Here is a 25742-nt window from a genome sequence, read left to right as displayed (position 1 = left end):
CTCGCAGCACTGGGTGATGTAGGCACCCCGTCGGTGGAGATCTCCTTCGACGACGGCAAGACGTGGCACGGCACAGTCGTAACGGGCCACCACGGCCACTGGAAGACGACGGTCAACCACCCGCGCGGCGCGGGCTTCGTGTCACTGCGAGCAAGCGTCGCTGACCGGAACGGCAACTCCGAGAAGGTGACGATCATCCGCGCGTACACCCTGAAGTGAGGACGGTGCCGCCCTCTCCTGACGGGTTTGTTCGGGAGGGGGCGGCGTTGTCTCCGGCGATGTTCAGATGCCGGTCCGGTCACCGCCGAGGGGTCGTTGGGTCGCCGAACTTGTGCGCTGCGACGGTGCCGTTCGCGGTGGTCGGTGGTCGATGATGCGTGTGCCGGGGACCGGCGGGTTCGATGGTGCGCGTGAAACGTAGGTGTCCCGCCCACCTCTCCTTGGCACCGCGCCGGGCTGGCTTTCGTGACCCAGATGCCGTGGCGTCCTCCCGGCCGAGACCTGTTTCTTGATCAACGCGCGCCCAGATGGTTGCGAACAGCCCCCACCCATCCCGGGGGCCGGCCCCGGTCCCATTCTACCGGCTGCCGCCGACAAAATCCCTGGTCAGCGAGGCCTGTGGACAACTTTCAGCCGATCAGTGCGAGCGAATGGGACTCTCGCGCGAACCGCGAACCGCGAACCGCGAACCGCGAACCGCGAACCGCGAAGCGGCCCTCGCCGGGCCAATGGCGCGGTCGGTCGGCAAGCGGCAAGCGTTCTCAGACAGGCAGTTCGCCCGTCCGGTCGGCGAAAGGATGGGACTCTCGTGCGATCCCTGGACGCGAATCGACCCCCGCCCAAGCCACTGGCGGGGGTCGATCGGGCGAGAAGCCAGGCCCTGTCAGGCAGGCAGTTCGCCAATCTGGTCAGCGGGTGGGGCGGCGATGTCTACCGGCTTGCCCCAGTCCGTGTAGTCGGCCTGCATCTTGACCTTCGCGGTGCCGCCGCTGCCGTTGGGGGATGCCATCTCGATCGCGAAGCGGGCCGGCAGGCCCTCCTTGTCGATCCAGACCTCCACCGGCATGTTCTTCATGCCCGCGTCGATGGCCTTCTGCATCTCCGCCTTGGCCGTCGGGTCGGTCTGCTGGTCGACCATCTTCTGCACGTCGACGTTGATCTTGTAGTGCGTGACCTTCTTGCCGTCGATCTCCTCCTCGTTGGAGTCGGTGATCTCGCCGGCCTTCTGGAACTGCTGCAGCGTCGCGCGCGGGTCGACGCTCTTGCTCAGCTGCTCGTTCATCGAGCCGAGCGCCTTCGCCATGGCGCTGTTCGAGCTGGAGTCGATCTTGATCCACGGCTTGCCGGGCGTCAGCTCCTGCGGCAGCTTCATGTACAGCACGCTGTCCAGCAGGATCATCGAGATCGAGCCCTCGGAGGTGGTCAGGTCCATCGAGATCGCGGCGTCGGAGGCCCCGAACTTCAGGTCGCCCTCGCCGTTCATCGACACACCCGCCGCGTCCGCGGTCAGCTTCATGTGCGCGGTGCTGGCCTTCTCGGTCTTCTCACCGAGTGACTTCGCCAGGTCGACGAGGTTCATCGCCGCTGCCGGCTCGTTGCCGCCGGTCGTCTTGGTCGAGCTGCCGCCGTTGTCGTTGCCGCCGCACGCCCCCAGCGTTACCGCCAAGGCGAACGCGGACAGGACAATGCCTGCCTTGCGCATAGCCATTACTCCCTCAGTCGTGGGTGCGCACAGGGTAGCCCGATGGGAGTAACCCCGATCGTGTGGTCGCCCGTTCTGCTATCAGTCGGCGTATTCGTCCAGCCGTGCCCGCGATGCGAGGAGTCGGCGCAGCGACTCCAGGCGACCCGGCGTCGCCTGGCCCTCCGCGGTGACCACGTCCAACATGCAGTCCGGGTCCTCCGGCGGCCCGAGGTGGCCGCAGTTCGGCGGGCACTCCTCCGCCGGCTCGAGGAACTCGGGGAACGCCGCCACGATGTCGTCCGGCTCGATGTGCGCCAGCCCGAACGACCGGATGCCCGGCGTGTCCACCACCCAGCCGCCGGCCGGCAACGGCAACGCGACCGCCGCGGTTGACGTGTGCCGCCCCTTGCCGACCGCGCTCACGGCGCTCACCGCGCGGAACGCGTCCGGCACCAGCTTGTTCACCAGCGTCGACTTGCCGACCCCGGAGTGGCCGACCAGCGCGGACACCTGGTTCGTCAACCGTTCGCGCACCTCGTCCGGCTCGCGGTCACTGCGCGTGACCAGCATGGGCAGGTCCAGGTCCGCGTACGCCGTGATCACCTGGTCCGGCGACGCGAGGTCCGACTTCGTCAGGCACAGCACCGGCTTCAGCCCGCCGGCGTACGCGGCGACCAGGCAACGGTCGATGAAACCCGTGCGGGGCGGGGGGTCGGCCAGCGAGCACACGATCAGCAGCTGCTGCGCGTTCGCCACCACCACCCGCTCGTACGGGTCGTTGTCGTCGGCGGTGCGGCGCAGGACGCTCGACCGGTCGGCCACCCGCACCACCCGTGCCAGCGTGTCCGGGCGGCCGGAGGTGTCACCCACGAGATCGACCAGGTCGCCGACAACGATCGGGGTACGGCCCAGCTCACGAGCACGCATCGCGACCACCTGGTGGTCCGCCCTGCTGTCCAGCGCGCAGGTCCACCGGCCGCGGTCGACGCCGGTGACCATGGCCGCGCGTGCGTCGGCGTGCTCTGGCCTGAGCTTGCTGCGCGGCCGGGTCCCCTTCCCCGGTCGCACCCGGACGTCCGACTCGTCCAGGCGCTTCCAGTCCGACTTCCGGCCGCGCCCCGTCACCCTTGCACCCCGCCCAGCATGCGGGTCCACATCGCGGGGAAGTCCGGCAGGGTCTTCGAGGTCGTGCCGATGTCCTCGACCTCGACCCCCGGCACCTTCAGCCCCACCACCGCGCCCGCGGTGGCCATCCGGTGGTCCTCGTAGGTCCGCCACAGGCCCGGGCCCAGCTCACGCGGCCTGATCGCCAGCCCGTCCTCGGTCTCGTTCGCGTCACCGCCGAGACCGGTGATCTCGGCGACCAGCGCGGCCAGCCGGTCGGTCTCGTGACCGCGCAGGTGCGCGATGCCCCGCAGCACGCTCGGTGAGTCCGCGAGCACGGCCAGCGCGGCGACGGTCGGCGTCAGCTCGCCGACGTCGTGCAGGTCGACGTCGATGCCCGACAACCGCTCCGGACCGGTCACGGTCAGCCCGCGCTCGTCGCGTTCGACCGCGCACCCCATCCGTGCGGCGATCTCCCCGAAAACATCACCGGGTTGGTCGGTCTTCTCAGGCCATCCGGGCACGGTCACCGAACCGCCCGTGACCGCCGCGGCCGCCAGGAACGGCGTCGCGTTCGAAAGGTCGGGCTCGACCACCCAGTCGCGTGACCCGATCGGGCCGGGTTCGACACGCCACGTGTTGGTCTCGGTGTCGTCGACGGTCACGCCCCCCTGACGCAGCATCGCCACGGTCATCTCGATGTGCGGCAGCGAGGGGACCGGCTTGCCGTCGTGGTGCACGGTCACCCCCGCGTCGTACCGCGCGCCCGCCAGCAGCAAACCCGAGACGAACTGTGACGACGCCGACGCGTCGATGGTGACCGTGCCGCCGGGCAGGCCGCCCTTGCCGCGCAGGGTGAACGGCAGGGTGTCGCCGTCGACGGCCGCACCCAGCGCCCGCAACGCGTCCAGCACGGTGCTCATGGGCCGCTCGCGGGCGCGCGGGTCGCCGTCGAAGTGCACGTCCCCGTCGGCGATGGCCGCGGCGGGCGGCACGAACCGCATGACCGTGCCCGCGAGCCCGCAGTCGACCCGTGCCGGCCCGCGCAACCCCTGGTGCGCACCGACGACGACCTGGTCCCCGGCGTCGTCGACGGGCACGCCGAGTGCCCGCAGGGCGTCGATCATCAGGCGGCTGTCGCGGCTGCGCAACGCGCCGGTCAACGTGCCGCCCCGCTCGCTCAGCGCGGCGAGCAGCAACGCGCGGTTGGTGATCGACTTCGAGCCCGGCACGGCCACGGTCGCGTGGACGGGCCCGGTGGCGAACGGCGCGGCCCAGGGCAGGTTCATAGGACGATGATCCCGCACCCGGGCTCGCGCGGTGCAGACTGTCGGTGGGGAATGACACGATGCCGGCAGGAGGTGATTGACGTGTGCGGAAGGTATGCCGCCACCAAGGACCCGGCCGCGCTGGCGGCCGAGTTCGACGCGCTCGACGCCACGGAGGACCACGCCCCGGCTACGGACTACAACGTCGCGCCGACCAAGGACGTGGTGGCGGTCGTGCAGCGCCACCCTCGCGACGACGAGGGCGAGCCGGACCCGTCGACGACCGTGCGCAGCCTGCGGGTCATGCGCTGGGGCCTGATCCCGTCATGGGCCAAGAACATGTCGATCGGTGCCCGGATGATCAACGCGCGGGCCGAGACGGCCGCCACCACCTCGGCGTTCCGCACGTCGGTGGCCAAGCGCCGCTGCCTCGTGCCGGCCGACGGCTGGTACGAGTGGAAGCGGGACGGCAAGGTCAAGCAGCCGTTCTTCATGACCAGGCCGGACGGGCACAGCATCGCCATGGCGGGTCTGTGGACGGTCTGGCGCGACCCGGCCCACGAGGACGCGCCGCGGGTGGTGAGCGCCGCCGTGCTGACCACCGACGCCGTCGGGCAGCTGAGCGAGATCCACGACCGGATGCCGAAGCTCCTGACGCCCGACCTGTGGGAGGCCTGGCTCGACCCGGACATCGAGGACGTCACGGAGTTACTCGCGACACCGCCGTCGCCCGAGCTGGTCTCCTCGCTCGAGCTGCGCCCGGTGTCCACCAAGGTCAACAATGTCCGCAACAACGGCCCCGAGCTGCTGGAGCGCGAGGAGGACAAGGCGGATCTCACCCTGTTCGACGAATGACGAGCCCATGAGAACCACATGACGACGCTGACGATCGACACCCCGCACGGCCCGGCCCGCGCGGAGCTGCACTGCGCCCCGGAGGGCCGGGCCGGGCTGCTGCTCGGACACGGCGCCGGCGGCGGGGTCGGCGCGCCCGACCTGGTCGCCGCGACCCGGGCCGCGGCGACGGCCGGCGTGCACGTCGCGCTGGTGGAGCAGCCGTACCGGGTCGCCGGCCGGCGCGCGCCCGCACCCGCCACACAGCTGGACGCCGCGTGGCTGGCGGTCGCGGAGGAGCTGTCGGCGGAGTGGTTCCGCGACGCGCCGCTGGTGTTCGGCGGCAGGTCGTCAGGTGCTCGGGTGGCCTGCCGGACGGCCGCGGACGGTCAGGCCGTGGCCGTGCTGTGCCTCGCGTTCCCGGTGCACCCGCCGGGCAGGCCGGACAAGACCCGCATGCCGGAGCTGGACGCCGTGACGGTGCCCACCCTGGTGGTCCAGGGCGAGTCCGACCCGTTCGGCATGCCGGGGCCGGCGCACCACCGCGAGATCGTCGTCCTGCCTGGTGACCACTCGTTGAAAAAGGACGTGACCGGCGTTTTCCGGGCCGTGGAGGAATGGCTGGACCGGATCCTGCGACCCCTTGATTGAGGGAATGACCAGGGGGAACCCAGCGTTGACGGGTACGTGCTGACCCAGACCCGCCGCGTATCCTCACAGGGGTCCCATTCGATCCAGAAGATGGGACAGTTCCTACTGGAAGGGAGCACGGTGCCGAGCACCGAAACCCAGCCAACCCCCCAGGCTGAGACCGAGCAGGAGCGGGCGGAGCGCTTCGAACGCGACGCCATGCCGATGCTCGACCAGCTGTACTCCGCCGCGCTGCGGATGACCCGCAACCCGGCCGACGCGGAGGACCTGGTCCAGGAGACCTACCTCAAGGCGTACGCCGCGTTCTCGTCGTTCTCGGCGGGCACGAACCTCAAGGCGTGGCTGTACCGCATCCTCACCAACACCTACATCAACGGGTACCGGAAGAGGCAGCGGCAGCCTCAGCAGTCGCCGACCGAGGAGATCACCGACTGGCAGCTCGCGCAGGCCGAGTCGCACTCGTCGACCGGGCTGCGCTCCGCCGAGATCGAGGCCATGGACCGGCTGCCCGACAACGACGTCAAAGAGGCGTTGCAGCAGCTGCCGGAGGAGTTCCGGCTGGCCGTCTACCTCGCGGACGTCGAGGGCTTCGCTTACAAGGAGATCGCGGAGATAATGCACACGCCGATCGGCACGGTGATGTCTCGACTGCACCGTGGCCGGCGGCAGCTCCGCGACCTGCTGGCAGGGGTCGCACATGACCGCGGTTTCCTGCGGTCGGCGGACCGTGAGGTGACCGGATCATGAGCTGCGGCGATTCGCACGAGACCGACTGCTCGGAGGTGCTGTCCGAGGTGTGGCTCTTCCTCGACCACGAATGCGACGAGAAGCGCCGCAGACTCCTGGAGCAGCACCTCGACGAGTGCAGCCCGTGCCTCGAGCAGTACGGCATCGAGGAGCACCTGAAGGTGCTGCTCGCGCGCAAGTGCGGCGGTGAGCACGCCCCCGAGGCCTTCAAGCAGCGGCTTCGAGACCAGATCAGGAAGACCGTCGTCGAGCAGGGCGGCGTGCCTGGCGGGCTCGAATAGCCCTTGTCCACCCTCTCGGATCTGCTCGCGGAGCACACCAAACTGTCCGGCGGCGAGGTGGACCACCTGCAGATGGTGGTCGCGGAGTGGCAGCTGCTGTCGGATCTCTCGTTCGCCGACCTGCTCATGTGGGTGCCCGTCGGCGAGGGACCGTCGCTCGACGAGTACCTGTGCGTGGCGCAGGCCCGCGCGACCACCGCCCCGACCGCCCATCCGGAGGACGTGGTCGGTACCCGGGTGGGTGTCGACGAGCACCCGCAGCTACGCAGGGCGATAATCGAGGGCCGGGTGTGCCGCGAGGAGGACCCGTCCTGGTACCTGGGCGTTCCGGTCCGCCGCGAGACGATCCCCGTGACCTATGACGACCGGGTCATCGCGGTGCTGTCCCGGGAGACGGACCTGGCGGTGCCCCGCGTGCCGTCGTCGCTGGAGATCGCGTACCTCGGCATCGCCGCGGACCTCTGCCAGATGATCGCCGACGGTAGCTTCCCGACGACCGAGCCGTCTCCGGACGTGCACACCTCGCCCCGCGTGGGTGACGGCCTGATCCGCCTCGACCCGACAGGCGCGGTGGTGTTCGCGTCCCCCAACGCCCAGTCGGCTTACCACCGGATGGGGCACCCCGCGGAGCTCGTCGGCGTGCGCCTGGCCCCGCTGACCCGCGGCCTGATCGCGGACCCGTTCGACGCGACGGAGATCGCCCAACGCATCCTGGCGGCGCTCGACGGCCAACCGTCGATGCGCGCGGAGGCCGAGTCGGGCCGCGGCGCGGCGGTCCTGTTCCGCGCCCTGCCGCTGCGCCCCGGTGGGAAGGCGGCGGGCGCGCTGGTCCTCGTACGTGACGTGACGGAGGTCCGGCGCCGTGACCGCGCGTTGATGTCGAAGGACGCGACAATCCGCGAGATCCACCACCGGGTGAAGAACAACCTCCAGACCGTGGCGGCGCTGCTGCGGCTGCAGTCCCGTCGCACGGCGAGCGCGGAGGCCCGCACCGCACTGGGCGAGTCGGTCCGCCGGGTAGCCGCGATCGCGGCGGTGCACGAGGCGCTCTCGACGTCGGTGGACGAGCGGGTGGACCTGAACTCGTTGGTGGACAAGGTGATCCCCGTCGTGGGCGACGTGGCGGTGGCGGAGAACCACGTCCGCGTCCGCCGCACGGGCCAGTTCGGCGTGGTGGCCGCGGAGGTGGCGACCCCGCTGGTGATGGTGCTGACCGAGCTGGTGCAGAACGCCGTGGAACACGCGTACCCACCGGGCGCGAGCGGCGAGGTCATCGTGTCCGCGGAACGCTCCGCCCGCTGGCTGGACGTCTCGGTGACCGACGACGGCCGAGGCCTCCCACGTGGCTTCTCCCTCGAACGCTCGAACGGCCTGGGCCTACAGATCGTCCGCACCCTGGTGGACTCGGAACTACGCGGCTCCCTGTCCCTACGCCGCAGGGAACGAGGCGGCACCGAAGCCCAACTCCGCGTCCCCCTGTCCCACCGCCGCTGACGCGAAAGCACAACTCGCTCGCGAAAGTTATTCACAAACCTCCCCTGACCAGCGGTTTTCGTCGGCCTCGACTCGAAACCGCTGCCAGTCGCACCACACCGGACAACATCAGCCAGCCCCCGACGTGCCTCCAGCTCCATCAGCCGGCCGTGGAAGGTGCGTCCGGAACGTGAGTGATCGTCAGGAAGCGCTCGAGGGGCTTGACGGTCGCGGACGCCCGGTCGTGATCTAAGACAGGCGGTTCGTGGCAGCCGGCCGGGCCTGTTCGAAGTGATTAGCGGGGCTCTGGGATTGAGTGGCTTGGGATCGCGAGTCGCGACATCGTTCAATGGCGTTTCGGCCTCGTTGAGTGGCATTCCTGCTTTAGTCGTACCCCACTCAATTCCGCCTAGTTGACCTTCGAAGTTCGATGAATGGCTTTTGTGCGTCGGCCAGCGGTTGATTAGCGCTCCTCGGCGCGATCTTGACTCCGGTGAGCGGCGGCCCAGCGTCGGTGAGCGGTCGCTCGTGCCGTCGGGTGCCACTCGACCCCCTTCGCTGGCACCAGAACACCGGTCGGCAGCCCGCGGCTCGGGCGCGGTGTGACGCTACTTCCCTTGGTGTCAACGGACTTCGTTCATCTGCCGTTCAACTTCGTGCCGGAGAAACACGAAGGCCCGGTACCTGTCTCGGTACCGGGCCTTGACGGCTTTTGCTTCGCTCGTCAGATGTTGCTGCGGGTGCGGACACGCGCGTTGCGGCGCTTGAGCGCGCGGCGCTCGTCCTCACTCATCCCGCCCCAGACGCCCGCATCCTGACCGCTCTGGAGCGCCCAGGTCAGGCAGTCGGAAGCGACGGTGCAGCGGTGACAAACGGCCTTCGCCTGGGCAACCTGCAGAATGGCAGGACCGCTGGTTCCCACGGGGAAGAACAGCTCGGGGTCCTCGTCACGGCAGGCCGCGTTGTGGCGCCAGTCCATTTCTACTTGCTCCTCGCTCGGGCGCGTTCCGGTGCGCCTCTTGTCGTCAACCGGTCGTTGGGGTGCTTGTGAATGCTTTCACGAACCAGCCATATGTCAAGACCTCTTCATCAGCGAGTGCGTGAACTCACCCGAAAGCTCGACGTCAGAGGCTTGCAGCTGCGCAGAGTCACAATTAGATCACAGGTACGTCTCGTCGGCCACTACCGTCGGTCGCTTACTCCTGGTCAAGAAGTAGGGCTACCCGACAACGGTGAGCGCATGCCTCACGGCCGAAATTTCCACCCAGGTCCGGGACCCTATGAGGTCGCCGTCGCATTGAACTCGGACCGGGGTCTCGCTCGTTATGCGCAGTGCGGGGACGTCGTCGTGGCGGAGCAGTTTCCGCCCACGCGTCTCACCCTTTCGACTGATCGCCTGACGGAGGTGCCGGATCACGGTCGGTAAAGCCAGGCTACGCAAGGCGAACACGCCGAGCCCGCGATCAAGCCCCGTGCCCCGGTTGAGGTGGACCGCTCGGGCACCGATGTAGGTCCACGGGTCCGTGTTGGACACGAACACGAGCCGCAGGCCGGACACCGCTTCCTCGCCAGGAATTTCAACCTTCAACCGTGGCTGCCCGTGCGCCGGTCTCAGGTACTGGGTCAGCGCGACCCGCATGTACAGCACGGGGCTCGCCTTCTTCCCCCGCCTGCGGTCCACTTCGGCCACCACGTCCGCGTCCCAGCCGACGCCCGCGCTGAAGGTGAACCACCGCGGCGCCTCGCCCGGCGCGTCCGGCTCGATGCGGCCGAGCCCGACCCGTCGCCGGCGACCATCGACGATGGCGTGCAGCAGCTCGTGCGTCGCCTCGACCGGGTCCCGCGGCAGGCCCAGCGACCGCGCGAACACGTTCGCAGACCCGCCCGGCACGATCCCCAGCATCGGCACCGAGCTGCTCGGGCCGCTCGCCAGCAGCCCGTTGACCACCTCGTTCACCGTGCCGTCGCCGCCGTGCGCGACCACCAGGTCGGCACCGTCCACCATGGCCTGCGCGGCCGCGGCCATCGCGTGGCCGCGGTAGTCGGTCTCGACGATGTCCAGCTTGACCTCGCTGGCCAGCGCGTGCGCCAGCACGTCCCGACCGGCCGCGGTCGTCGCGGTCGCCTTGGGGTTCACCACCAGCACAGCACGCACAACGGCAGCGTAGCTACGATTCGGGCCGTCTGTCCGTACACGCGGGGAAGGCCACACAACGTGCCAGGAGATCCGAGCGCCCCGACGACCGTCCGCGTGGCCGGCGGCATCGTCGGTCTGGAAGGGCTCGGCGGACTGGCGTTCGCGGTCGCACTGCTGGTCCAGCCGGGTGTCCTTCGGCCGAGTGACCGCTACGGCGAGGCCGCGTTCTTCGCGATCCTGGCGGCCGCGGTGATCGGGTTCGGGATCGCCCTGGTGCTCGGCAAGCGCGGCGCCCGCAGCCCCGTGGTGGTCATCCAGCTCCTGCTGCTGGCCGTCGCCGGGTACGCGACCGTGCCGTCCGGCCGGCCGGAGTACGGCATCCCGGTCGCCGTCGCGTGCCTGGCGGTGCTGTACCTGCTGCTCAACCCCCGTGCCCGGGACTGGGTCATGGACCGGACGGGCTCGGACAAGGAACCAGACTAACGGCGGGTAGTGAGGATCCCCTCGAACGAGTGACCCTGAACAGGTCCTTGTTAACCCTGCTCCGCGACCATGTGTCGCGGTATCGAGGTGATCAGCAATGCGTCTCAGTCGTGTCGGGGCGGCTCTGGCGGGTGTGGCACTGGCGGTGTTCATGTCACCGCAGGCCGGTGCCGACGGACCGGGCACGGTCAGCCCGGCGATCATCGACGGCAGCAACGCCACCAACGCCCCCTGGGCGGCGCGGTTGTTCGTCAACGGCCAGGAGAACTGTTCGGCGACGATCATCGCGCCGACCTGGGTCCTGACCGCTCAGCACTGTGTCGCCAGCAGCGGCACGTACACGTTCCACATCGGCAGCCTGGACCAGACCCAGGGTGAGTCGGCGACCGGCGTGTCCATCCACACGCACCCGACCGCGGACCTGGCGCTGGTCGAACTGGACCACGCGGTGAGCGCGACGTACTCGCCGCTCGGCAGCCCGGGTGCGGTGTCGGTCGGCAACACCGTCCAGGTCTACGGCTGGGGCGCGACGTGCACCGACCGCCCGGAGATCGAGTGCCAGTCGCAGTACCTGAAGGTCGCGAACGTGAGCGTGTCGTCGATCAGCTGCTCGGACTACCGCGGCGGCACGGCGGTGTGCGCCAACCGCGTGGACGGCATCACGGCCGGCGGCGACTCGGGCGGCCCGATGTTCTCGACCGCACCGGACGGCAGCTACGTGCAGGTGGGCGTGGCGTCGACGAGCGACCGGCAGAGCTTCACGGCGTACGGCAACCTGACGGTGTACCGGGACTGGATCGCCTCGGTCGCGGGCGTCTGACCCTCCTGCGGGGGCACGGGAACGCCGCGTCCGTCCGCGGGCGCGGCGTTTCCCTTCGCTAGGAACCCAGCCGTCGCAACGGCTCGTCGGTGAGCCGGAAGAGCTTCCACTCCGCCATCGGCACCGCGCCGATCGACTTGTAGAACTCGATCGTCGACGCGAGCGACTCCAGCACCACCCACTCCAGCCGGGTGTACCCCTGCGCGACGCACTCGGCGGCCAGGGTGGACAGCAACGCCTTGCCCAGCCCGGATCCCCGGTGCTCGGCACGGACGAACACGTCCTCGAGGTAGATCCCGTGCGTGCCGCGCCAGGTCGAGAAGTTCAGGAACCACAAGGCATATCCGACGACGTGATCGTCCACAGTGGCCACGTGCCCGTACAGTGCCGGCGCTGGCCGGAACAGGGCCTCGTGCAGCTGTTCCGGCGTCAGATGGCACTTCTCCGGCGCGCCCTCGTGCGCGGCCAGCGCGTGCACCAGCTCGACCACCGCGTCCACATCGGACGGTCGAGCCCGGCGGATCTCATGCATGCGGGAATCCTCGCTCTGGCAGGGGAGGCACGTTCAGCCGGCGGATCTGCGGCACGCCTCGCTCGTCACCCAACTCGGACACGCCGGCCGCGTCAAGCGCGAACCGCACACCCTCGGTCGGCGGCAGCTGGAGCCAGGTGGCGACGAGCACGCGCCCGAAGTGCCCGTGCCCGACCAGGACGACGTCCCCGTCGCGCAGTTTCTCCCGCACGTGGGCCAGGACGCGCTGGGCCCGCGCCCCGACCTGGTCGACGGTCTCGCCGTTCGGGCAGGGGTGCGTCCAGACCGTCCAGCCGGGCACGGTCTCCCGGATCTGCGGCGTGGTCAGCCCCTCGTAGTCGCCGTAGTCCCACTCGGCGAGGTCCTCGCTCACCTCGGTGACGGTCAACCCGGCCAGCTCGGCGGTCCGCACGGCCCGCGACCGCGGCGAGGACATCACCAGGGCCAGCGGGTTGTCACCCCGCAGACCGGCGAGCATGCGCCCGGCCTCGGCGGCCCGTTTCTCCCCGTTGGGGGTGAGCGGGATGTCGGTTCGGCCGGTGTGCTGCCCACTGAGCGACCACTCGGTCTCCCCGTGGCGGAGCAGGTACAGGTGCGCGGACATGGCTCAGATTGTCGCCTGCCACCCGGCCCCGTGCTCGTTCCAGACCCCGACGACCGAGATCGGCCTGTCAAACCCACCCGACAACGAGAAACGGCGCCGACCGACGGAGGTTTTCCGCTGGTCAGCGCCGTTTCGGCGTGGTCTTCCTCAGGCCTGCTTGGTCTCCCAGAAGATCTTGTCGATCTGTCCCCAAAGTGCCTCTGAGCTGCCACTACTCGACTTATCAATCACCCGGGCCGTGTCCGAGGCCTTCTCAGGCCGCCGGCTGTACAGGTTCCCGATCACGCTCTTGGTCCGGTCGGCACTGCTCGGCATCAGGTGCGTGTAGATCTTGAGCGTGAACGACGGATCGGCGTGTCCCAGCCACTCGGCCACGGCCTTGATCGACTCGCCCTAGTCGAGCAGCCACAACCGAGCGAACCGTCTACTGAGACTTCATGTTACGTGCGCTCTGCGGGCCTCCGGTCACCACTGTCGATGTCGGGGGTGAACCGCACGAGGTGATCGGTGAGTTCCTGCTGTGTGCAGCCGATGAAGCGGGCGAGGTTTTGCACCACGTCCGGCTGGACCTCCACGACGCCGTCTGGGTGGTCGTTGAGCGTGTTCTTGGCCCACTGCGCGAGGGGCCGGAACGTGACCCGCTCGTCAGCCAGCAGCGCGTGTAGGTCAACCGCGAGCGTCAGGCTCTGGACGAGGAGCTTCGCCCGTTGCAGACCACGTCCGAACACCGTCGGTGCATCGACCCCCAGCGCCCAGCTCAGCTCGGCAAGCCGCAGCACCGTGAGCTGACGGGCCCCGTGTTCGTAGGACAACAGGGTGCGCTCACCGATCCCTGACGGCAGCATGCCTACGAGCTGACACCGCGACATGCCGCGTGCCTCACGTACCCGCCGCAACTCCTCACCGACCGCCCGGGTGATCGTCTCGCCGTCGAACTCGTCAGGAGCAAGCGGACTCATTCGTCATCACCGCCGAGGTTGAGTCGGTGCTCGATGTCGCGTGCCTTGCGCATCTCCAGGCCGGCGCATTGGGTTGCCTCGTAGCGGTGGCGCAGGTCGACCTTGGCTGTGGTTGCGTACACCGTCGCGCTGTGCCGGTGGAACGCCGCCCATTCCTGCGGATCCGCATCCGCCCGTGGGCGTGCCCGCCACAGCAGCTCGTGTGCCTCTTGCAACGTCGACGGCGTTTGATCAACCCGCATCGGGAACACCACCGGCCTGGTCGTCCCGCACCGCGATCGGATACGCCGGCCGCCGCCTCCGACCATCACCGGAGACCGCGTACTGCCGTCCGTGCCTAACACGTGCTGCCCAGTCCTGCGCCTGCTGATCAAACGCCTGCGCGGCGGTAGTCACCGCAGCGGCAGACCACCACGGCAGACTCGTCTCAACAGCGATGTCCCGCCACGCCGCCGCAACAGCGTGAGATGCGTTCGCCATCTGCTCCGCCGCCGCGTTGTCCCCGGGAACCGACACATCGACCATCTCAGAGGCGGCTCTGTATGAGTCGTAGGCGCTCTCCCAATGGCCGATCAAGTAGTCCGGCACCATCTCAACCACAGCCTTTCCGGCCGCAGCCGAGCGGACGGAAGCCGACCGACCGCCGAACATGGCCGACTCGATCAGCGCTCCCGTCTCGCCCCACCCGGCACTCATCTCGTGCCTCACGCGGCCTTGCTGCCGGACTCAGGGGGCCTGCGCGTGCCGCCCGCCGCACCAGCAGCACGGAACCCGTTGGCCCGGAAGAGGTACGACTGGTACTTGAACTCGCCGTTACCGGCGACGCGCGGCTCAGCCGTCACGCCGTCCAACTCGACCGGCCGCACCTCGGCCGTGGCAGGCACCGGCTGCACATCCGTCAGGAACGTGACCTCGAACGAGGCCCGCTTGGCGTTCGGCTCGTTGGGGTCGGTGACCGTCGCCTTCCACTGCCGCTTGCCGGTCAGGTCGTCGACCCGCTGTCGCACAGGCCGCCCCGAAGCCCTGTCCTCCCGTGACTGGTACTCGGTGTCCGGCGCGACCTCACCCATCAACACGAGTCCTTGCGGAAAAGCATCCGCGAATTCGATAGGGAATCGGTGTCCTCGAGGAATAGCCATTTCGATGTGTACCCTTCTCGTAGCGCCGCCCCGTTCAGGGCGACTGAGTACACAATCGGCGATCTTGAGTCTTGTCCGGACACCATGACGGTCCCGTCTCGTCCCAAGTGGACCCAACGAGTCTCGACTTGTCTCGTATTCGTGCTACTCTGGTCTCGTGACCAGCGACAACGGGGTCAACGAGACCGGGGCCGCACTTTTGTTGAAGGTGCTCCTCAAGCAGCGCCATCTCCAGGTCTACAGCGCGTTCGCGCGCGAGTACAACAAGGTCGCCGCGAAGATAGACCGCGAATTGACAAACACCAGCCCAAGCAAGGCCCAGTTCTACCGCTGGCTCTCCGGCGAACTAACCAAACTCCCGTACTCCCACCACTGCCGCGTACTGGAAGCCATGTTCCCCGACTGGGGCGTCGAACAACTCTTCCAGCCCTACCGCGGAAGCCTCAACGTCGTACCGAAACCCGGCACCACAGTCTCCACGCCAACACCGTCACCAGCCACCTCGACACCGGCCCGGCAAACCGGCACAAGTGACGTGGTCAACCACGAACTAGACCTGTCCGGTGACTGGTGGTGCGCCTGGCAGACGTCCAAGGACGACGTACCCCGCATCGACACCCACGCACTGAGAGTCGACCAACAAGGAGAGCGACTCCACCTCAGCGCCGACAGGGCACCGGCCGAAGGCAGCTACCGCTGGCACGGCGAACTACGCATCTGGGACAACGAGGCCCTACTGGGGTGGTACCGATCAACCGAGGGAGCCGTACGGTCCAAGGGCACCATGTACCTAGCCCTCCACCCCCACGGCGAACACGCCTGGGGCCGCTGGACCGGCATGAGCTACGACGGCCTCGTAGTCACCGGCTGGGGCGTCATCGCCCGCACCGAGGACCTAGCCCACAAGGTCGTTCAACACCTCGTAGACACTGGCAAGTCGTGAGCCCACACGTCAGCCGAGTAGCCCACTTCGTCATCGACGTCGCCGACCTCGACCAGGGCGTTGCCTTCTGGTCCGCCGCCCTCGACGCCACAGAAGAACCCATCAACCCAGACAGCAGCAAGGTCTACCGCCGCCTACGCCTCCCCGACTCCGAAATACGCGTTCTACTCCAACTCACCAACGACCCCAAGACCGCCAAGGAGCGCATGCACCTCGACCTCGAAACCGACGATGTTGAGGCCGAAGTACGCCGCCTTGAAGCACTCGGCGCAATCCGTTGGGATCACCAAAACGAACGGGGCTTTGACTTCTGGGTAATGCGCGACCCATGGAGAAACGAGTTCTGTGTGCTTCAACCCGAGTTCCCCGGCCTACTTGCTCAACGTCGGAGGGAGTCGCGAAATTGATTTCGACAGCGTCGTGCAGACGGTGCATGTATGATGCGGTCCTGGCTGCGTCCCAAGGCGTGGTCACGGACGCGACACCGCCGACTCACTATGGACGACGGGTCGACTCGGCGTTCCGTTCGCATTCGGACGCTGATCAACCAGATACTCTCGCAGCCGGTCGTGGCGGAACTCGTATACGGCGCCTACCTGTCGGAAGACGCCGCGATAATGGGCTTCCTCAAGAAAGGTCGGCAAAGCCCAGGGCAGCCGGGCCGTTAGTGGCAGCCACACCCGCGCGATGAGAAGCCATCGACCCCATGCGCTGCCGGACAGCCTAATGACCCCGAACAGAAGACCGGCCACCAGTGCCGCCCGGAGCCCTGCGGTGGCAAGACCGGACCCAAAGCCCACGACCGGCCCGATCAACAACGCGCCCACCAGTCCGAGTACGAGCGACTGAAATACGGCGTTGCGGCGATCCGCCGCCAGCAGGAGCTTTGGACTGACCACCACACCGATGTCGATGGGCGCTTCGAAGCCGCGAACGAACCGAACGACGAACCGTAGCACGAGCGCAAGCACGCTGCCGAAGATAAAGTACCCAACAAAGGCGCCGGTCGTCATTCGCTCGATGGACAGGGAGAACACAAGTGCTACTGCGCCCCCTCCAGCAAACAAGGCAATAATCGGACTCTCGCGCCATCTACGAAGAACCTCGCCCTTGATGTCCTTTTCGGTTACAGGCTCAAAGATATTGCTTATGCTACACACTACGATCCCGATGAACCCGCAAACAAAAGCGACGCCAATTAGACCGGGAATGAGCTCTGAGTCACCATCGCCCCATTTTGCAAGTATAATTCCGATCGTCAAACCGGCGGTAATCATGGACACCGTCCTGATCTGACTCGTCGTCCGCGACGCGGGCCTTCGAATCGGCTGGCGTACACGCGCCGGGCCAGGCTCCACGCCGCCGGAGAGACTGACCGGGATGCCCAATACAAGCCCGATAAGAAAACCAGCCGGAAGCCAGTATTCAAGCCCCGCGCCGTGCAACACGCCGATGATTGCCCCGAACAAGGTCCCACCGGCTATGCCGGCCAGATACCGGGCTGATGCCCGAAGACGCACGCCAGTGACCACCCCTATTGAGACAGCAATCGCCACACCGGAGGCAATCCCGAGTTCGAGATTCGTCTGGGACCACACAGTCAGACCGCACGAGATCGCGACCACCGACCCGACCAGAAGGCTCCGGGTCGACCGGGCCGCTGTCCTGCCCAGCTGCCACCACGCCAGGTTTGACGTGTTCATGCGCGCCAGATGCCACAGCCAGCGCTCTGCACGTTCGCTTCGCCAGTTTCGCCGCCCCACGACGGGTCGATACACCGCGGACAGGTAGGCCTCCAGCAGATGCTGCTCAATCTTCTTCTTCGTGTCGAAGCGATCCCGGTCGAGCAGTTCGTCCGGCTGTTGATCTGGCGTGTCGCTGTAGATGGTGCGAGCCAGCATGATCATCAGGGGGTTTGTCAGTACTGCCACCAGCGGATCGGTTGTCGTGATGCGCCGCAGGACAGGCACCCACGTGGTTGTGGTACTGCTCCGCGTCAAATAGTCAGTCACGTCGTCGAACCGTAGCTCGTCGAGCTCCACTACCGCTGCCTTTCCCAGGACGCGTGTGCCGTCGACCGCATCGTTGTACTCCGGGGGGCGGCTGGTCAACAGCAGTGGCATCGTCGTCGCATTCAGTGCCTCGAGCACGGCCCGGTGTAGTCCACTGCCGATCTCGTCGAAGCCGTCGAGAATGGGCAGGATCCGGTCACCGGCCACTAGCGCGGCCGCCAGGTTTGCTCCACCGGGACCCGGCGCGGCTAGACCCGGATAGTCGCGGATCAGCTGATTCGCCAGCCAGGTCCGAAGCGGAATCTCCGGGTCCCAGCTGCGCATACTGAACATCACTGGCACCCGATCCTCGTCGCGGCGGGACTTGAGAAAATCGAGGACGAATTGCATCATCAGAATCGTCTTTCCCGATCCGGCCGGCCCCAGAATCACCAGGCGTCCCGCGGGTAACCGCTCGAATACGTCATAGATGCGGTTAGGTGTGCCCGTCAACGCGATTCCACCGGCAGCCGCATCGTCGCTGCGGATATTGCGCGAATGATCGACCCGCTTTCCGAATACCGCGTGCCATGACACGTTCAGCGGCCGCGGATCATGAACACGCCGAGCCTCCGCCTCGATCTGCCACTGCTCAGCGACTGCCCTCGCAAGGTCGGTAACAGCCGTACCTAGGGTCGCGTCGACGGATGCGGGCACTGTGGTCCTGCCCCTCCGCATCTCGATGACAATCGAAACAACCACAAGCACAACTACGCAGGCCACAATCCATGGATTCCACCCGTTCGTTGCAAGATTGACAAACACAGCCAACAGCACCGCGTTCAGGGTTGTTACCACAGTCCGCCACACGGCGAAGAGTCTACAGAAGCACTGGCGATTTCCCGGTACATCTTGAGCTTCCCGGCCTTACCGGCGACGTCGCCACCGCTACAGAGGTGGGACTGTAGACGTTGGCTCTACCTTTGGTGGCGTGATCAATCATCGACGGTTAACAGCCGGAGAAGGACTGGGATGCCGCCATGTAGGCCTGACTCTCGAAGGCGACCGGCTGGCGCCGGCAGGCAGCGAGGCTCCCGACGGCGCAAGTAAGCGCAGCGCATACCAACCACGCCCGTCAAGATTGACCAGCAGTCGACTCACCACGATGTCATCAGAGCCTCTTTCTCAGCCTCCAGTCACCTGTGATCTACCCGGCGTCACTCCGAAGCTAGATCGACACACGGCAGCGTCAGCAGCGGTGCAAACGCACGCTTACGCCGCAGGGGACTGCGTCAAGCATCAGGTGACACAGGAGTGTCAAGCATCTACGGGACGACAACGCGGGGTTGTCGTTGCTTGCTGAACTTGGCTCTATGGAATCAAGGGCGGCGCTTCGCGCCGCCGCCAGGCCGGACGGCCTGCCGCTCCGCTTACGGCCGCCGGCCGGCGATCAGGGCAGCACCGCGCCTCACCCACGAGCCGGCTTGGCATCAGCGCTCCACGAAGGCCGTCCCCTCACACGTCCGGTGATCGTTCAACGCCGGCCCGCCGGCATCAAGGGCGCCTGATCGGCGTCGCTGGCGCGATCTCGCTTCGCTCGCCGCTTGACCCCGACGAGCCGGCGTTAAGGACGGCCAGGGCGAGGGGGGAACGGCGGCGAGTAGGTGCCACCCCCACTCAAGTCGTGCTAGAGGATGGGGGCATCACGCATGCGCGGAGGCTCAGTCAGCCCCAACCAGTTCGTCTTGTGATCCCTGCCCTGAGCTGACCGAGCTGACCACGCGGCAGGTCCCGATTGCGACCAAGATCAGGCCGTCTCCAGGCCGTCGCAGGTCACCCAACAACGAGAAACGACGCCGACCGACGGAACACATATCCGCTGGTCAGCGTCGTTTACGACTGCTTGGCCTCAGGCCTGCTTGGTCTCCCAGAAGATCTTGTCGATCTCGGCGATGTAGTCCAGCAGTTGCTGGCCGGTGGCCGGGTCCATGGAGCCCTTGGTGCCGGAGGCGCCGGCGGCCTTGGTGGCCTTGTTGAACAGTTCGTGCAGGTTGGGGTACTTCTCGAAGTGCGGTGGCTTGAAGTAGTCGGTCCACAGGACCCACAGGTGGTGCTTCACCAGCTCGCTCCGCTGCTCGGCGATCAGGATCGCGCGCGTGCGGAACTCCGGGTCCTCGTTGTCCTGGTACTTCTGCTGGATGGCCTTCACCGACTCGGCCTCGATGCGGGCCTGCGCCGGGTCGTACACGCCACACGGAAGGTCGCAGTGTGCGGTGGCCTCCAGGCGTGGGCCGAGAATGCGCGACAGGAGTCGCATCTTTCCTCCTGATCAGGGTTGACGCTCCGACAGTTCGGACACTACTCCCGGCAAGCTGGGCGTTCACGGCGGAGGTGATCGAATGAACCCCCTGGGGTGGCTGCCCTACCGGCGGATCCGGGTGCTCGGGCCTTCCATGGCGCCGACGCTCAGGAGTGGTGACGTCGTGTTGGTGCGGAACCGGCGGCGACCACGGAGGGGTGATGTGGTGGTGGTCACGTGGGTGACGCGGCCTGGGCAGGTGTCGGTCAAGCGGGCCACCACGGCCGACCCGGACGGGTGGCACGTCGAGGGGGACAACCCCTACGCCTCGACCGACTCGCGCGACCTCGGGCCCGCGCGGGTCCACGGCGTCGTGGTGGCCCGGCTCTGGCCTCAGCCCAGACTTCTCAGCTCCCGGTAGCGCGCCTGGCAGTCCTCGTAGGAGGGCAAAAGGCCCGACGACTCGGCCTCGGCCAGGGTCGGGGCGGCGGCGTCCTTCGGCGAGAGCACCAGCTTGAGGTCGGTTGGCCACGGCAGGCCGAGCGCCGGGTCCAGCGGCGAGACGCCGTGCTCGGCGGGCGGGTTGTACGGCGTCGAGCACAGGTACGAGATCACCGTGTCGTCCTCGAGCGCCACGAACGCGTGGCCGACGCCCTCCGGCAGGTAGACTGCGCGGAAGTGCACCGAGTCCAGCTCCGCCACGTCCCACGTGCCGAAAGTGGGCGAGCCGACGCGGATGTCCACCACGATGTCGAGCAGCGCGCCGGTCGGGCAGTACACGTACTTCGCCTGCCCCGGCGGCACGTCCGCGAAGTGCAGTCCTCGCAGGCTCCCGCGCCGCGACCTGGAGTGGTTCAACTGCGCCAGCCTCATCGGGTGGCCGACCGCCTTCACGAACGCGGCCTCCTGGTACGGCGAAGCGAACACCCCGCGCTCGTCCGGAAACGTCCGAGGGGTGAACTCGAAGGCACCTGGGACCGCCAGCTCCCGCACATCCATAGCGACGGAGGGTACGCGACGCCCGAACGCACTTATGTCTACACTGTGAGACACCGCAGCGTCCGCGGTCGCTCGCCCTAACAAAGCGGCGTGGCGGCTGACGTGCCCGGCAGAGGTCCCCCACATCGGTGTCACCCAATCGATGTCCGACCACGCCGCGAGGAAGCGGAGCCAACCTTTCGCAATGCCACCCGGCTCCCGCATCTGCCCGCAGGAGGGACGCAATGACCACCGTGAACGACCCGCTGGCCACCGAGCTGAACACGCCCATCACCGACGATGAGATCTTCCGTGCCCACGAGGGCGGCAAGCTGGACGTCTCGGTACCGCGCGCCATCACCGACTCGCGTGCGCTGTCCATCGCCTACACGCCCGGCGTGGCGAAGGTGAGCAGCGCGATCGCCGCGGACGCCACACTCGTGAACAAGTACACCTGGACCAGCCGCCTCGTCGCCGTCGTCAGCGACGGGACCGCCGTGCTCGGCCTCGGCGACATCGGCCCGCGCGCCGCGCTGCCGGTCATGGAGGGCAAGTCCGCGCTGTTCAAGACGTTCGGCGGCCTCAACTCCATCCCGCTGGTGCTCGACACCACCGACGTGGACGAGATCGTCGAGACCCTGGTCCGCCTGCGCCCGTCGTTCGGCGCGGTGAACCTCGAGGACATCTCCGCGCCGCGCTGCTTCGAGCTGGAGAAGCGCGTGATCGAGGCCCTGGACTGCCCGGTCATGCACGACGACCAGCACGGCACCGCCATCATCCTGCTCGCGGCCATCAAGGGCGCCAACGCGGTGCTCGGCAAGCCGATCTCCGACCAGCGGATCGTCATCGCCGGCGCCGGTGCGTCGGGCGTGGCCTGCGCGAACATCCTGCATTCCGCCGGCGCCGGCGACCTCACCGTGGTCGACTCGCGCGGCATCCTGCACGAGGGCCGCGACGGCATGAACCCGTGGAAGACCGAGCTGGCCACCCGCACCAACGAGGCCGGCCTCCGCGGCGGCCTCGCGGAGGCGCTGAGGGGCGCGGACGTGTTCGTCGGCCTGTCCGGCTCGACGGTCCCCGAAGAGCTGATCGCCACCATGGCGAGTGACTCCGTCGTGTTCGCGCTGTCGAACCCGACACCGGAGATTCACCCTGAAGTGGCGCGTAGGCATGCCGCGATCGTGGCAACCGGTCGCAGTGACTTCCCGAACCAGATCAACAACTCGCTCGCGTTCCCCGGGGTGTTCCGCGGTGCCCTGGACGCGGGCGCGCGCAAGATCACCGAGCACATGAAGCTCGCCGCCGCGGAGGCCATCTTCGCGGTGGCGCAGGAGGACCTGTCGGCGGACTACATCGTGCCGAGTGCGGTCGACCCCCGGGTCGCGCCGGAAGTCGCGGCAGCTGTGGCGCAAGCCGCGAAAGAAGACGGAGTAGCCTAAGGCACCGGCGGGAAGATCGGCGCTGCGTCCGACCCGTCGGGGCATGCGGGCGAGAGGATGGCGTGGTGGCCGAGCACGTCGTGCGTGCCGACCGGCTCTTCAGCGAGCAGCCGACCGGCGAGTCCACGGTGCCCCACATCGGGGACCCGCTGGTCGACACGGTCGCCCAGACGCCGGAGCATGCCCTGGAACTGCTCGCCGGAGTGGAGAAGATCGCCGAGATCGGCATCTGGGGTGTCGATCTGGTGGCCGGCTCGGCGTACTTCTCCGAGGGCATGCGCAAGATGTGCGACATCCCGGCGAAGTGCACGGTCAGCGAGGCCATGCGCATGGTCTTCGCCGACGACCAGTCGGTACTCGGGGTCTTCAACGCCCGACTGATCGCCGGGCAGGAGCCGCTGCCGACCGAGGTCGAGGTCCGCAACCCGGCCGGCGACCGCATCTACCAGGTCAGGGCGCGGCCCGAGTTCGACGCGGCGGGCACCATCGTGCGTGCGACCGGCACCGTCCAGGACGTCACCCGGTTCCGGGCCGCCGAGCTGCGGGCGAGCCAGGACCGGCGCCTGTTCGGCGACGCCCAGCGGGTCGCACGCATGGGCACCTGGGAGTGGAACACCGAGACGGGTGAATGCATCTGGTCCTCGATGCTCTACGAGCTGTTCAACGTCGAACCGGGTACGCCGATCACCTACACGGATTACCTCAGCCTGGTGCACCCCGAGGACCGGGCGTGGGTGGACCAGCGCTGGCAGGACCTGGCGCGGCACGGCCGGCCGGTCGAGTGCGAGCACCGGGCCGTGCTGCCGGACGGCACGCGGAAGGTGTTCCGCTGCCGGGGTGCCGCGCTGGACACCGACCACGGTGGGCCGGTCATGATCGGCACCGCCCAGGACGTCACGGAACAGCGCTCGACCGAGACGCGCATGATGCGCTCGTCGCAGCGCTTCTCCGACCTGGTCGCGATCGCACCGGTCGGCATCGGGCTGTTCGACGAGGCCGAGCGCCTGGTGGACGCGAACGACGCGTTGTGCCGCCTGCTCCAGATGGACCTCGACCGGTTACGTGGCACGGCCGCCGCCGACCTCACCCACCCGAGTGACCGCGGGCAGTCGCTGTTCGCCGGCGCGTCGTCCCGGCCGGGCGCCGACACCAGGGCCGGGCAGCGCGTGCTGGTCACGGCGTCCGGAAAGGCCGTGTACTGCGAGCTGAACGTGACGGTCTCGGTGGCCGACGACGGGCAGCGGTTCTGGCTCGTCGTGTTCTCCGACGTCACCGAGCGCCGCCGGGCCGCCGAACGCCTGCGCTACCAGGCCACGCACGACGAGCTGACCGGCCTGCCGGGCCGGGCCGCCCTCAACGAACTGCTCAACCAGCTGCTCGGCGGGCCGGAAGCCGACCAGGTGGCGCTGCTGTTCTGCGACGTCGACAACTTCAAGCGGGTCAACGACTCCCTCGGCCACGACGTCGGCGACGAGCTGATCATCGCGCTGGCGCGGCGCCTCGAACGGGGGCTGCCGCCGTCGTGCACGGCCGGCCGGATGTCCGGCGACGAGTACGTGGTGATCTGCTCGGACGTGTCGGAGGTCGGGGGCGTCGAGGCGCTGGCCAACCGGGTCGCGCAGCTGTTGCGTGCGGTGGTGCCGGTCCGCGGGCAGCTGTTACGGGTGTCGGCGACGATCGGCGCGGCGACGCCGACCGGCCGGGAGACCTCCGCCGCCGACCTGCTGCGCTACGCCGACGCCGCGATGTTCTCCGCGAAACGGCAGGGCACCGGCCGGGTGCAGCTGGCGAGCGAGGCGCTCATCGCCTCGGCGAACAGCCAGATGATGCTGGAGGGCCAGCTCCGCGACGCGATCGCGAACGACGGGCTCGTGCTGCACTACCAGCCGGTGGTCGCCCCGGACGGGACGATTCTGAAGGCGGAGGCGCTGGTCCGCTGGCCGCACCCGCAGCGCGGGATGCTGCCGCCCGGCGAGTTCCTGCCGGTCGCCGAGCAGGGCGACCTGCTGCGTGAGCTGGACCGCTGGGTGCTGCGGACCGCGCTGGCCGAGGCCGTGAAGTGGCCGATGATGGCGGGCGGCGTGCTGGGCGGCGGGGTCGGCGTGGCCGTGAACCTGGCCGGCCTGGTGCCGGGCGACCCGGAGTTCACCGAGATCGTGTCCTCGGCCATCGCCGAGACGGGGATCGACTGGGACCGCGTGGTGCTGGAGCTGGTCGAGACGAGCTTCATCGACCTGCCGTCCCGCACCCGCAAGGCCATGGAGGCGCTGACCGAACGCGGCATCCGCTTCGCCGTCGACGACTTCGGCACCGGATACTCGTCGCTGGCGCGGCTCAAGGAGCTGCCGGCGCAGATCATCAAGATCGACCGGGCGTTCGTGTCCGGGGTGGCCAAGGAGGCGTCGGACTTCGCGGTCGTGCGCGCGCTGGTGGACATGGCCAGGGCGATGGGCCGGACCTGTGTCGCGGAGGGCGTCGAGACCGAGTCCCAGTTCCACGTGCTGCGCAGCATCGGCGTCGAGGCGTACCAGGGCTGGCTGCTGTCGAAGGCGCTGCCCGCCAAGGAGTTCCGCGAACTACTCCGCCGCGGCCCGCTCACCGTCCCCCGCGGCTCCTGAGGAAGTGGCGTGGCTCGGTAACCGCTCGTTCGAGTGAAACGCGTGGCGTGTCATGCTCCGCCACGATCGGTGACTAGACTGCCTTCCTCCGGTTTCGGCACTGGGAGGAAAGTTCGGATGGCGGTTTTCTACCGTGCGATATGGACTGACAGCCGAGATGGCCTGATAGATCAAGCCAGCGATCGTTTCTGCAGTTGGGTCCGCGATAAGACCAACGGTTTATTGAATACCACACAATCCGACGAGCAGACGGCGGACGACGGGTTCAGTTTTCACCTCCGCGACGAGATGTTGGAAGATCCCAACGCTCAGGTGGGACGGGTTGTCAACGGCACATTCGTCGAGAAGCGAGATGACCAGTCCCGCTGGACCACCACCTTGCGAATGTGGCAGGGGCCAGCGGTGCGAGCCGAGACGAACAGCGCGGACACGTATTTCTGGGTTGATGTGGACGCGGTCTCCCATGACTCACTCGACGGTGTCGTGATCGGAGCGCCTCGCTTCGTGAGGGACGTGATCGAGGACGGTATCGACGCGAACAGTCGCGATGTTCCACTCACCACCGAGCCGTTGGTCTTCCGGGGTGAGGAAGGTGCCGAAAAGCTCGCGGAGTACCTAACGAACATCGAACGCGACGTACCGGTGGTCGTGTTCAGCCAACCGCCGGAGTGGTTCAGCGGACGCGGTCTGCCCTCGTTCAAGGCGGTAGCCTCCCTGCACGCCGAGGCCATGAGACGCGCAGCCCGTATGCTTGCCGG

Annotated in this window: 28 protein-coding genes and 1 pseudogene; 14 read left to right on the top strand and 15 right to left on the bottom strand. The window is 67.9% G+C overall.

The annotated features are described in order from the left end of the window. Window positions 1-219: pseudogene (locus ACJ73U_RS35835) on the top strand (hypothetical protein); the annotation flags it as partial. Between the two features lie 664 nt (window positions 220-883). On the opposite strand, the gene ACJ73U_RS35830 reads toward ACJ73U_RS35835, so the two are convergent. From ACJ73U_RS35830 to aroA, 3 genes are all read right to left on the bottom strand, one after another. Then, complete coding sequence (locus ACJ73U_RS35830; protein ID WP_407782200.1) at window positions 884-1702, bottom strand: hypothetical protein; 819 nt, start codon at window positions 1700-1702, stop codon at window positions 884-886. Between the two features lie 81 nt (window positions 1703-1783). After that, entirely contained in the window at window positions 1784-2809 is a 1026-nt protein-coding gene (rsgA, locus tag ACJ73U_RS35825) for a ribosome small subunit-dependent GTPase A (protein WP_407782199.1), read from the bottom strand. Then, entirely contained in the window at window positions 2806-4077 is a 1272-nt protein-coding gene (gene aroA, locus ACJ73U_RS35820; RefSeq protein ID WP_407782198.1) for a 3-phosphoshikimate 1-carboxyvinyltransferase, read from the bottom strand. The genes rsgA and aroA overlap by 4 nt, the downstream gene beginning before the upstream one ends. A gap of 81 nt (window positions 4078-4158) precedes the next feature. Between aroA and ACJ73U_RS35815 the strand changes: the two genes are divergently transcribed. The 5 genes from ACJ73U_RS35815 to ACJ73U_RS35795 all read left to right on the top strand — a co-directional run bounded on the left by ACJ73U_RS35815 (window position 4159) and on the right by ACJ73U_RS35795 (window position 8063). Continuing rightward, window positions 4159-4911 (top strand): SOS response-associated peptidase, encoded by a 753-nt coding sequence (locus tag ACJ73U_RS35815; protein WP_407782197.1) that lies wholly within the window; start codon window positions 4159-4161, stop codon window positions 4909-4911. 18 nt (window positions 4912-4929) lie between these two features. Beyond that, window positions 4930-5541, top strand: coding sequence for an alpha/beta family hydrolase (locus tag ACJ73U_RS35810; RefSeq protein WP_407782196.1), 612 nt, complete (start codon window positions 4930-4932; stop codon window positions 5539-5541). Between the two features lie 90 nt (window positions 5542-5631). Then, window positions 5632-6288 (top strand): sigma-70 family RNA polymerase sigma factor, encoded by a 657-nt coding sequence (locus ACJ73U_RS35805; RefSeq protein WP_407782195.1) that lies wholly within the window; start codon window positions 5632-5634, stop codon window positions 6286-6288. Then, on the top strand, window positions 6285-6569 hold the full coding sequence (gene rsrA / locus ACJ73U_RS35800) for a mycothiol system anti-sigma-R factor (RefSeq protein WP_407782194.1): 285 nt from the start codon (window positions 6285-6287) through the stop codon (window positions 6567-6569). Before ACJ73U_RS35805 ends, rsrA begins: the two co-directional genes overlap by 4 nt. A gap of 3 nt (window positions 6570-6572) precedes the next feature. Beyond that, window positions 6573-8063: a sensor histidine kinase gene (locus ACJ73U_RS35795; RefSeq protein ID WP_407782193.1), complete on the top strand. Its 1491-nt coding sequence runs from the start codon at window positions 6573-6575 to the stop codon at window positions 8061-8063. Window positions 8064-8766: 703 nt separating this feature from the next. On the opposite strand, the gene ACJ73U_RS35790 is transcribed toward ACJ73U_RS35795, so the two are convergent. After that, window positions 8767-9021 (bottom strand): WhiB family transcriptional regulator, encoded by a 255-nt coding sequence (locus ACJ73U_RS35790; protein ID WP_407782192.1) that lies wholly within the window; start codon window positions 9019-9021, stop codon window positions 8767-8769. Window positions 9022-9261: 240 nt separating this feature from the next. After that, on the bottom strand, window positions 9262-10197 hold the full coding sequence (locus ACJ73U_RS35785) for a diacylglycerol/lipid kinase family protein (RefSeq protein ID WP_407782191.1): 936 nt from the start codon (window positions 10195-10197) through the stop codon (window positions 9262-9264). Window positions 10198-10257: 60 nt separating this feature from the next. Between ACJ73U_RS35785 and ACJ73U_RS35780 the strand changes: the two genes are divergently transcribed. After that, complete coding sequence (locus tag ACJ73U_RS35780; RefSeq protein ID WP_407782190.1) at window positions 10258-10662, top strand: hypothetical protein; 405 nt, start codon at window positions 10258-10260, stop codon at window positions 10660-10662. Between the two features lie 97 nt (window positions 10663-10759). Then, window positions 10760-11482 carry a S1 family peptidase gene (locus tag ACJ73U_RS35775; RefSeq protein ID WP_407782189.1) on the top strand — a complete coding sequence of 241 codons (723 nt, stop codon included), beginning with the start codon at window positions 10760-10762 and terminating at the stop codon, window positions 11480-11482. 58 nt (window positions 11483-11540) lie between these two features. Here the strand turns inward: ACJ73U_RS35775 and ACJ73U_RS35770 are convergent, their stop codons facing one another. From ACJ73U_RS35770 to ACJ73U_RS35740, 7 genes are all read right to left on the bottom strand, one after another. Further along, window positions 11541-12014, bottom strand: coding sequence for an N-acetyltransferase family protein (locus ACJ73U_RS35770; protein WP_407782188.1), 474 nt, complete (start codon window positions 12012-12014; stop codon window positions 11541-11543). Beyond that, on the bottom strand, window positions 12007-12618 hold the full coding sequence (locus ACJ73U_RS35765; protein ID WP_407782187.1) for an acid phosphatase: 612 nt from the start codon (window positions 12616-12618) through the stop codon (window positions 12007-12009). Before ACJ73U_RS35765 ends, ACJ73U_RS35770 begins: the two co-directional genes overlap by 8 nt. Window positions 12619-12765: 147 nt before the next feature. Further along, the gene (locus ACJ73U_RS35760) at window positions 12766-12993 is read right to left on the bottom strand and encodes a hypothetical protein (RefSeq protein ID WP_407782186.1); all 228 of its coding nucleotides are present in this window, start codon (window positions 12991-12993) and stop codon (window positions 12766-12768) included. 65 nt (window positions 12994-13058) lie between these two features. After that, window positions 13059-13577, bottom strand: coding sequence for a helix-turn-helix domain-containing protein (locus tag ACJ73U_RS35755; protein ID WP_407782185.1), 519 nt, complete (start codon window positions 13575-13577; stop codon window positions 13059-13061). Further along, complete coding sequence (locus ACJ73U_RS35750) at window positions 13574-13831, bottom strand: AMED_5909 family protein (RefSeq protein WP_407782184.1); 258 nt, start codon at window positions 13829-13831, stop codon at window positions 13574-13576. The genes ACJ73U_RS35755 and ACJ73U_RS35750 overlap by 4 nt, the downstream gene beginning before the upstream one ends. Further along, on the bottom strand, window positions 13809-14285 hold the full coding sequence (locus ACJ73U_RS35745) for a hypothetical protein (RefSeq protein ID WP_407782183.1): 477 nt from the start codon (window positions 14283-14285) through the stop codon (window positions 13809-13811). The genes ACJ73U_RS35750 and ACJ73U_RS35745 overlap by 23 nt, the downstream gene beginning before the upstream one ends. Continuing rightward, window positions 14282-14716 carry a hypothetical protein gene (locus ACJ73U_RS35740; protein ID WP_407782182.1) on the bottom strand — a complete coding sequence of 145 codons (435 nt, stop codon included), beginning with the start codon at window positions 14714-14716 and terminating at the stop codon, window positions 14282-14284. Before ACJ73U_RS35740 ends, ACJ73U_RS35745 begins: the two co-directional genes overlap by 4 nt. 157 nt (window positions 14717-14873) lie before the next feature. Here ACJ73U_RS35740 and ACJ73U_RS35735 point away from each other — a divergent pair, with 157 nt between their 5' ends. Next, entirely contained in the window at window positions 14874-15659 is a 786-nt protein-coding gene (locus ACJ73U_RS35735; protein ID WP_407782181.1) for a hypothetical protein, read from the top strand. Further along, a complete protein-coding gene (locus tag ACJ73U_RS35730) occupies window positions 15656-16066 on the top strand; it encodes a VOC family protein (protein WP_407782180.1) in 411 nt (136 codons plus the stop codon). Before ACJ73U_RS35735 ends, ACJ73U_RS35730 begins: the two co-directional genes overlap by 4 nt. Before the next feature lie 63 nt (window positions 16067-16129). On the opposite strand, the gene ACJ73U_RS35725 is transcribed toward ACJ73U_RS35730, so the two are convergent. Together ACJ73U_RS35725 and sodN are read right to left on the bottom strand one after the other, a co-directional pair. Continuing rightward, window positions 16130-18520 carry an NACHT domain-containing protein gene (locus ACJ73U_RS35725; RefSeq protein ID WP_407782179.1) on the bottom strand — a complete coding sequence of 797 codons (2391 nt, stop codon included), beginning with the start codon at window positions 18518-18520 and terminating at the stop codon, window positions 16130-16132. Between the two features lie 1039 nt (window positions 18521-19559). After that, window positions 19560-19967, bottom strand: coding sequence for a superoxide dismutase, Ni (gene sodN / locus ACJ73U_RS35720; protein ID WP_407782178.1), 408 nt, complete (start codon window positions 19965-19967; stop codon window positions 19560-19562). 82 nt (window positions 19968-20049) lie between these two features. On the opposite strand from sodN, the gene ACJ73U_RS35715 reads away from it, so the two are divergent. Next, window positions 20050-20370, top strand: a complete 321-nt coding sequence (locus ACJ73U_RS35715; RefSeq protein ID WP_407782177.1) for a S26 family signal peptidase — start codon at window positions 20050-20052, stop codon at window positions 20368-20370. Here the strand turns inward: ACJ73U_RS35715 and ACJ73U_RS35710 are convergent. Continuing rightward, the gene (locus ACJ73U_RS35710) at window positions 20343-20948 is read right to left on the bottom strand and encodes a dTDP-4-dehydrorhamnose 3,5-epimerase family protein (protein ID WP_407782176.1); all 606 of its coding nucleotides are present in this window, start codon (window positions 20946-20948) and stop codon (window positions 20343-20345) included. The two genes, ACJ73U_RS35715 and ACJ73U_RS35710, sit on opposite strands and share 28 nt — an antisense overlap. A gap of 224 nt (window positions 20949-21172) precedes the next feature. Between ACJ73U_RS35710 and ACJ73U_RS35705 the strand changes: the two genes are divergently transcribed. From ACJ73U_RS35705 to ACJ73U_RS35695, 3 genes are all read left to right on the top strand, one after another. Further along, the gene (locus ACJ73U_RS35705; protein WP_407782175.1) at window positions 21173-22366 is read left to right on the top strand and encodes an NADP-dependent malic enzyme; all 1194 of its coding nucleotides are present in this window, start codon (window positions 21173-21175) and stop codon (window positions 22364-22366) included. Between the two features lie 65 nt (window positions 22367-22431). Next, window positions 22432-24984 (top strand): EAL domain-containing protein, encoded by a 2553-nt coding sequence (locus tag ACJ73U_RS35700; RefSeq protein ID WP_407782174.1) that lies wholly within the window; start codon window positions 22432-22434, stop codon window positions 24982-24984. A 117-nt stretch (window positions 24985-25101) separates the two neighbouring features. Next, on the top strand, window positions 25102-25742 hold a 641-nt coding region (locus ACJ73U_RS35695; RefSeq protein ID WP_407782173.1), incomplete at its 3' end, for a hypothetical protein.

It is taken from the genome of Actinophytocola sp. (genome assembly GCF_045807065.1).
GTDB lineage: Bacteria > Actinomycetota > Actinomycetes > Mycobacteriales > Pseudonocardiaceae > Actinophytocola.
This window is presented reverse-complemented; position numbering and strand designations above follow the sequence as displayed.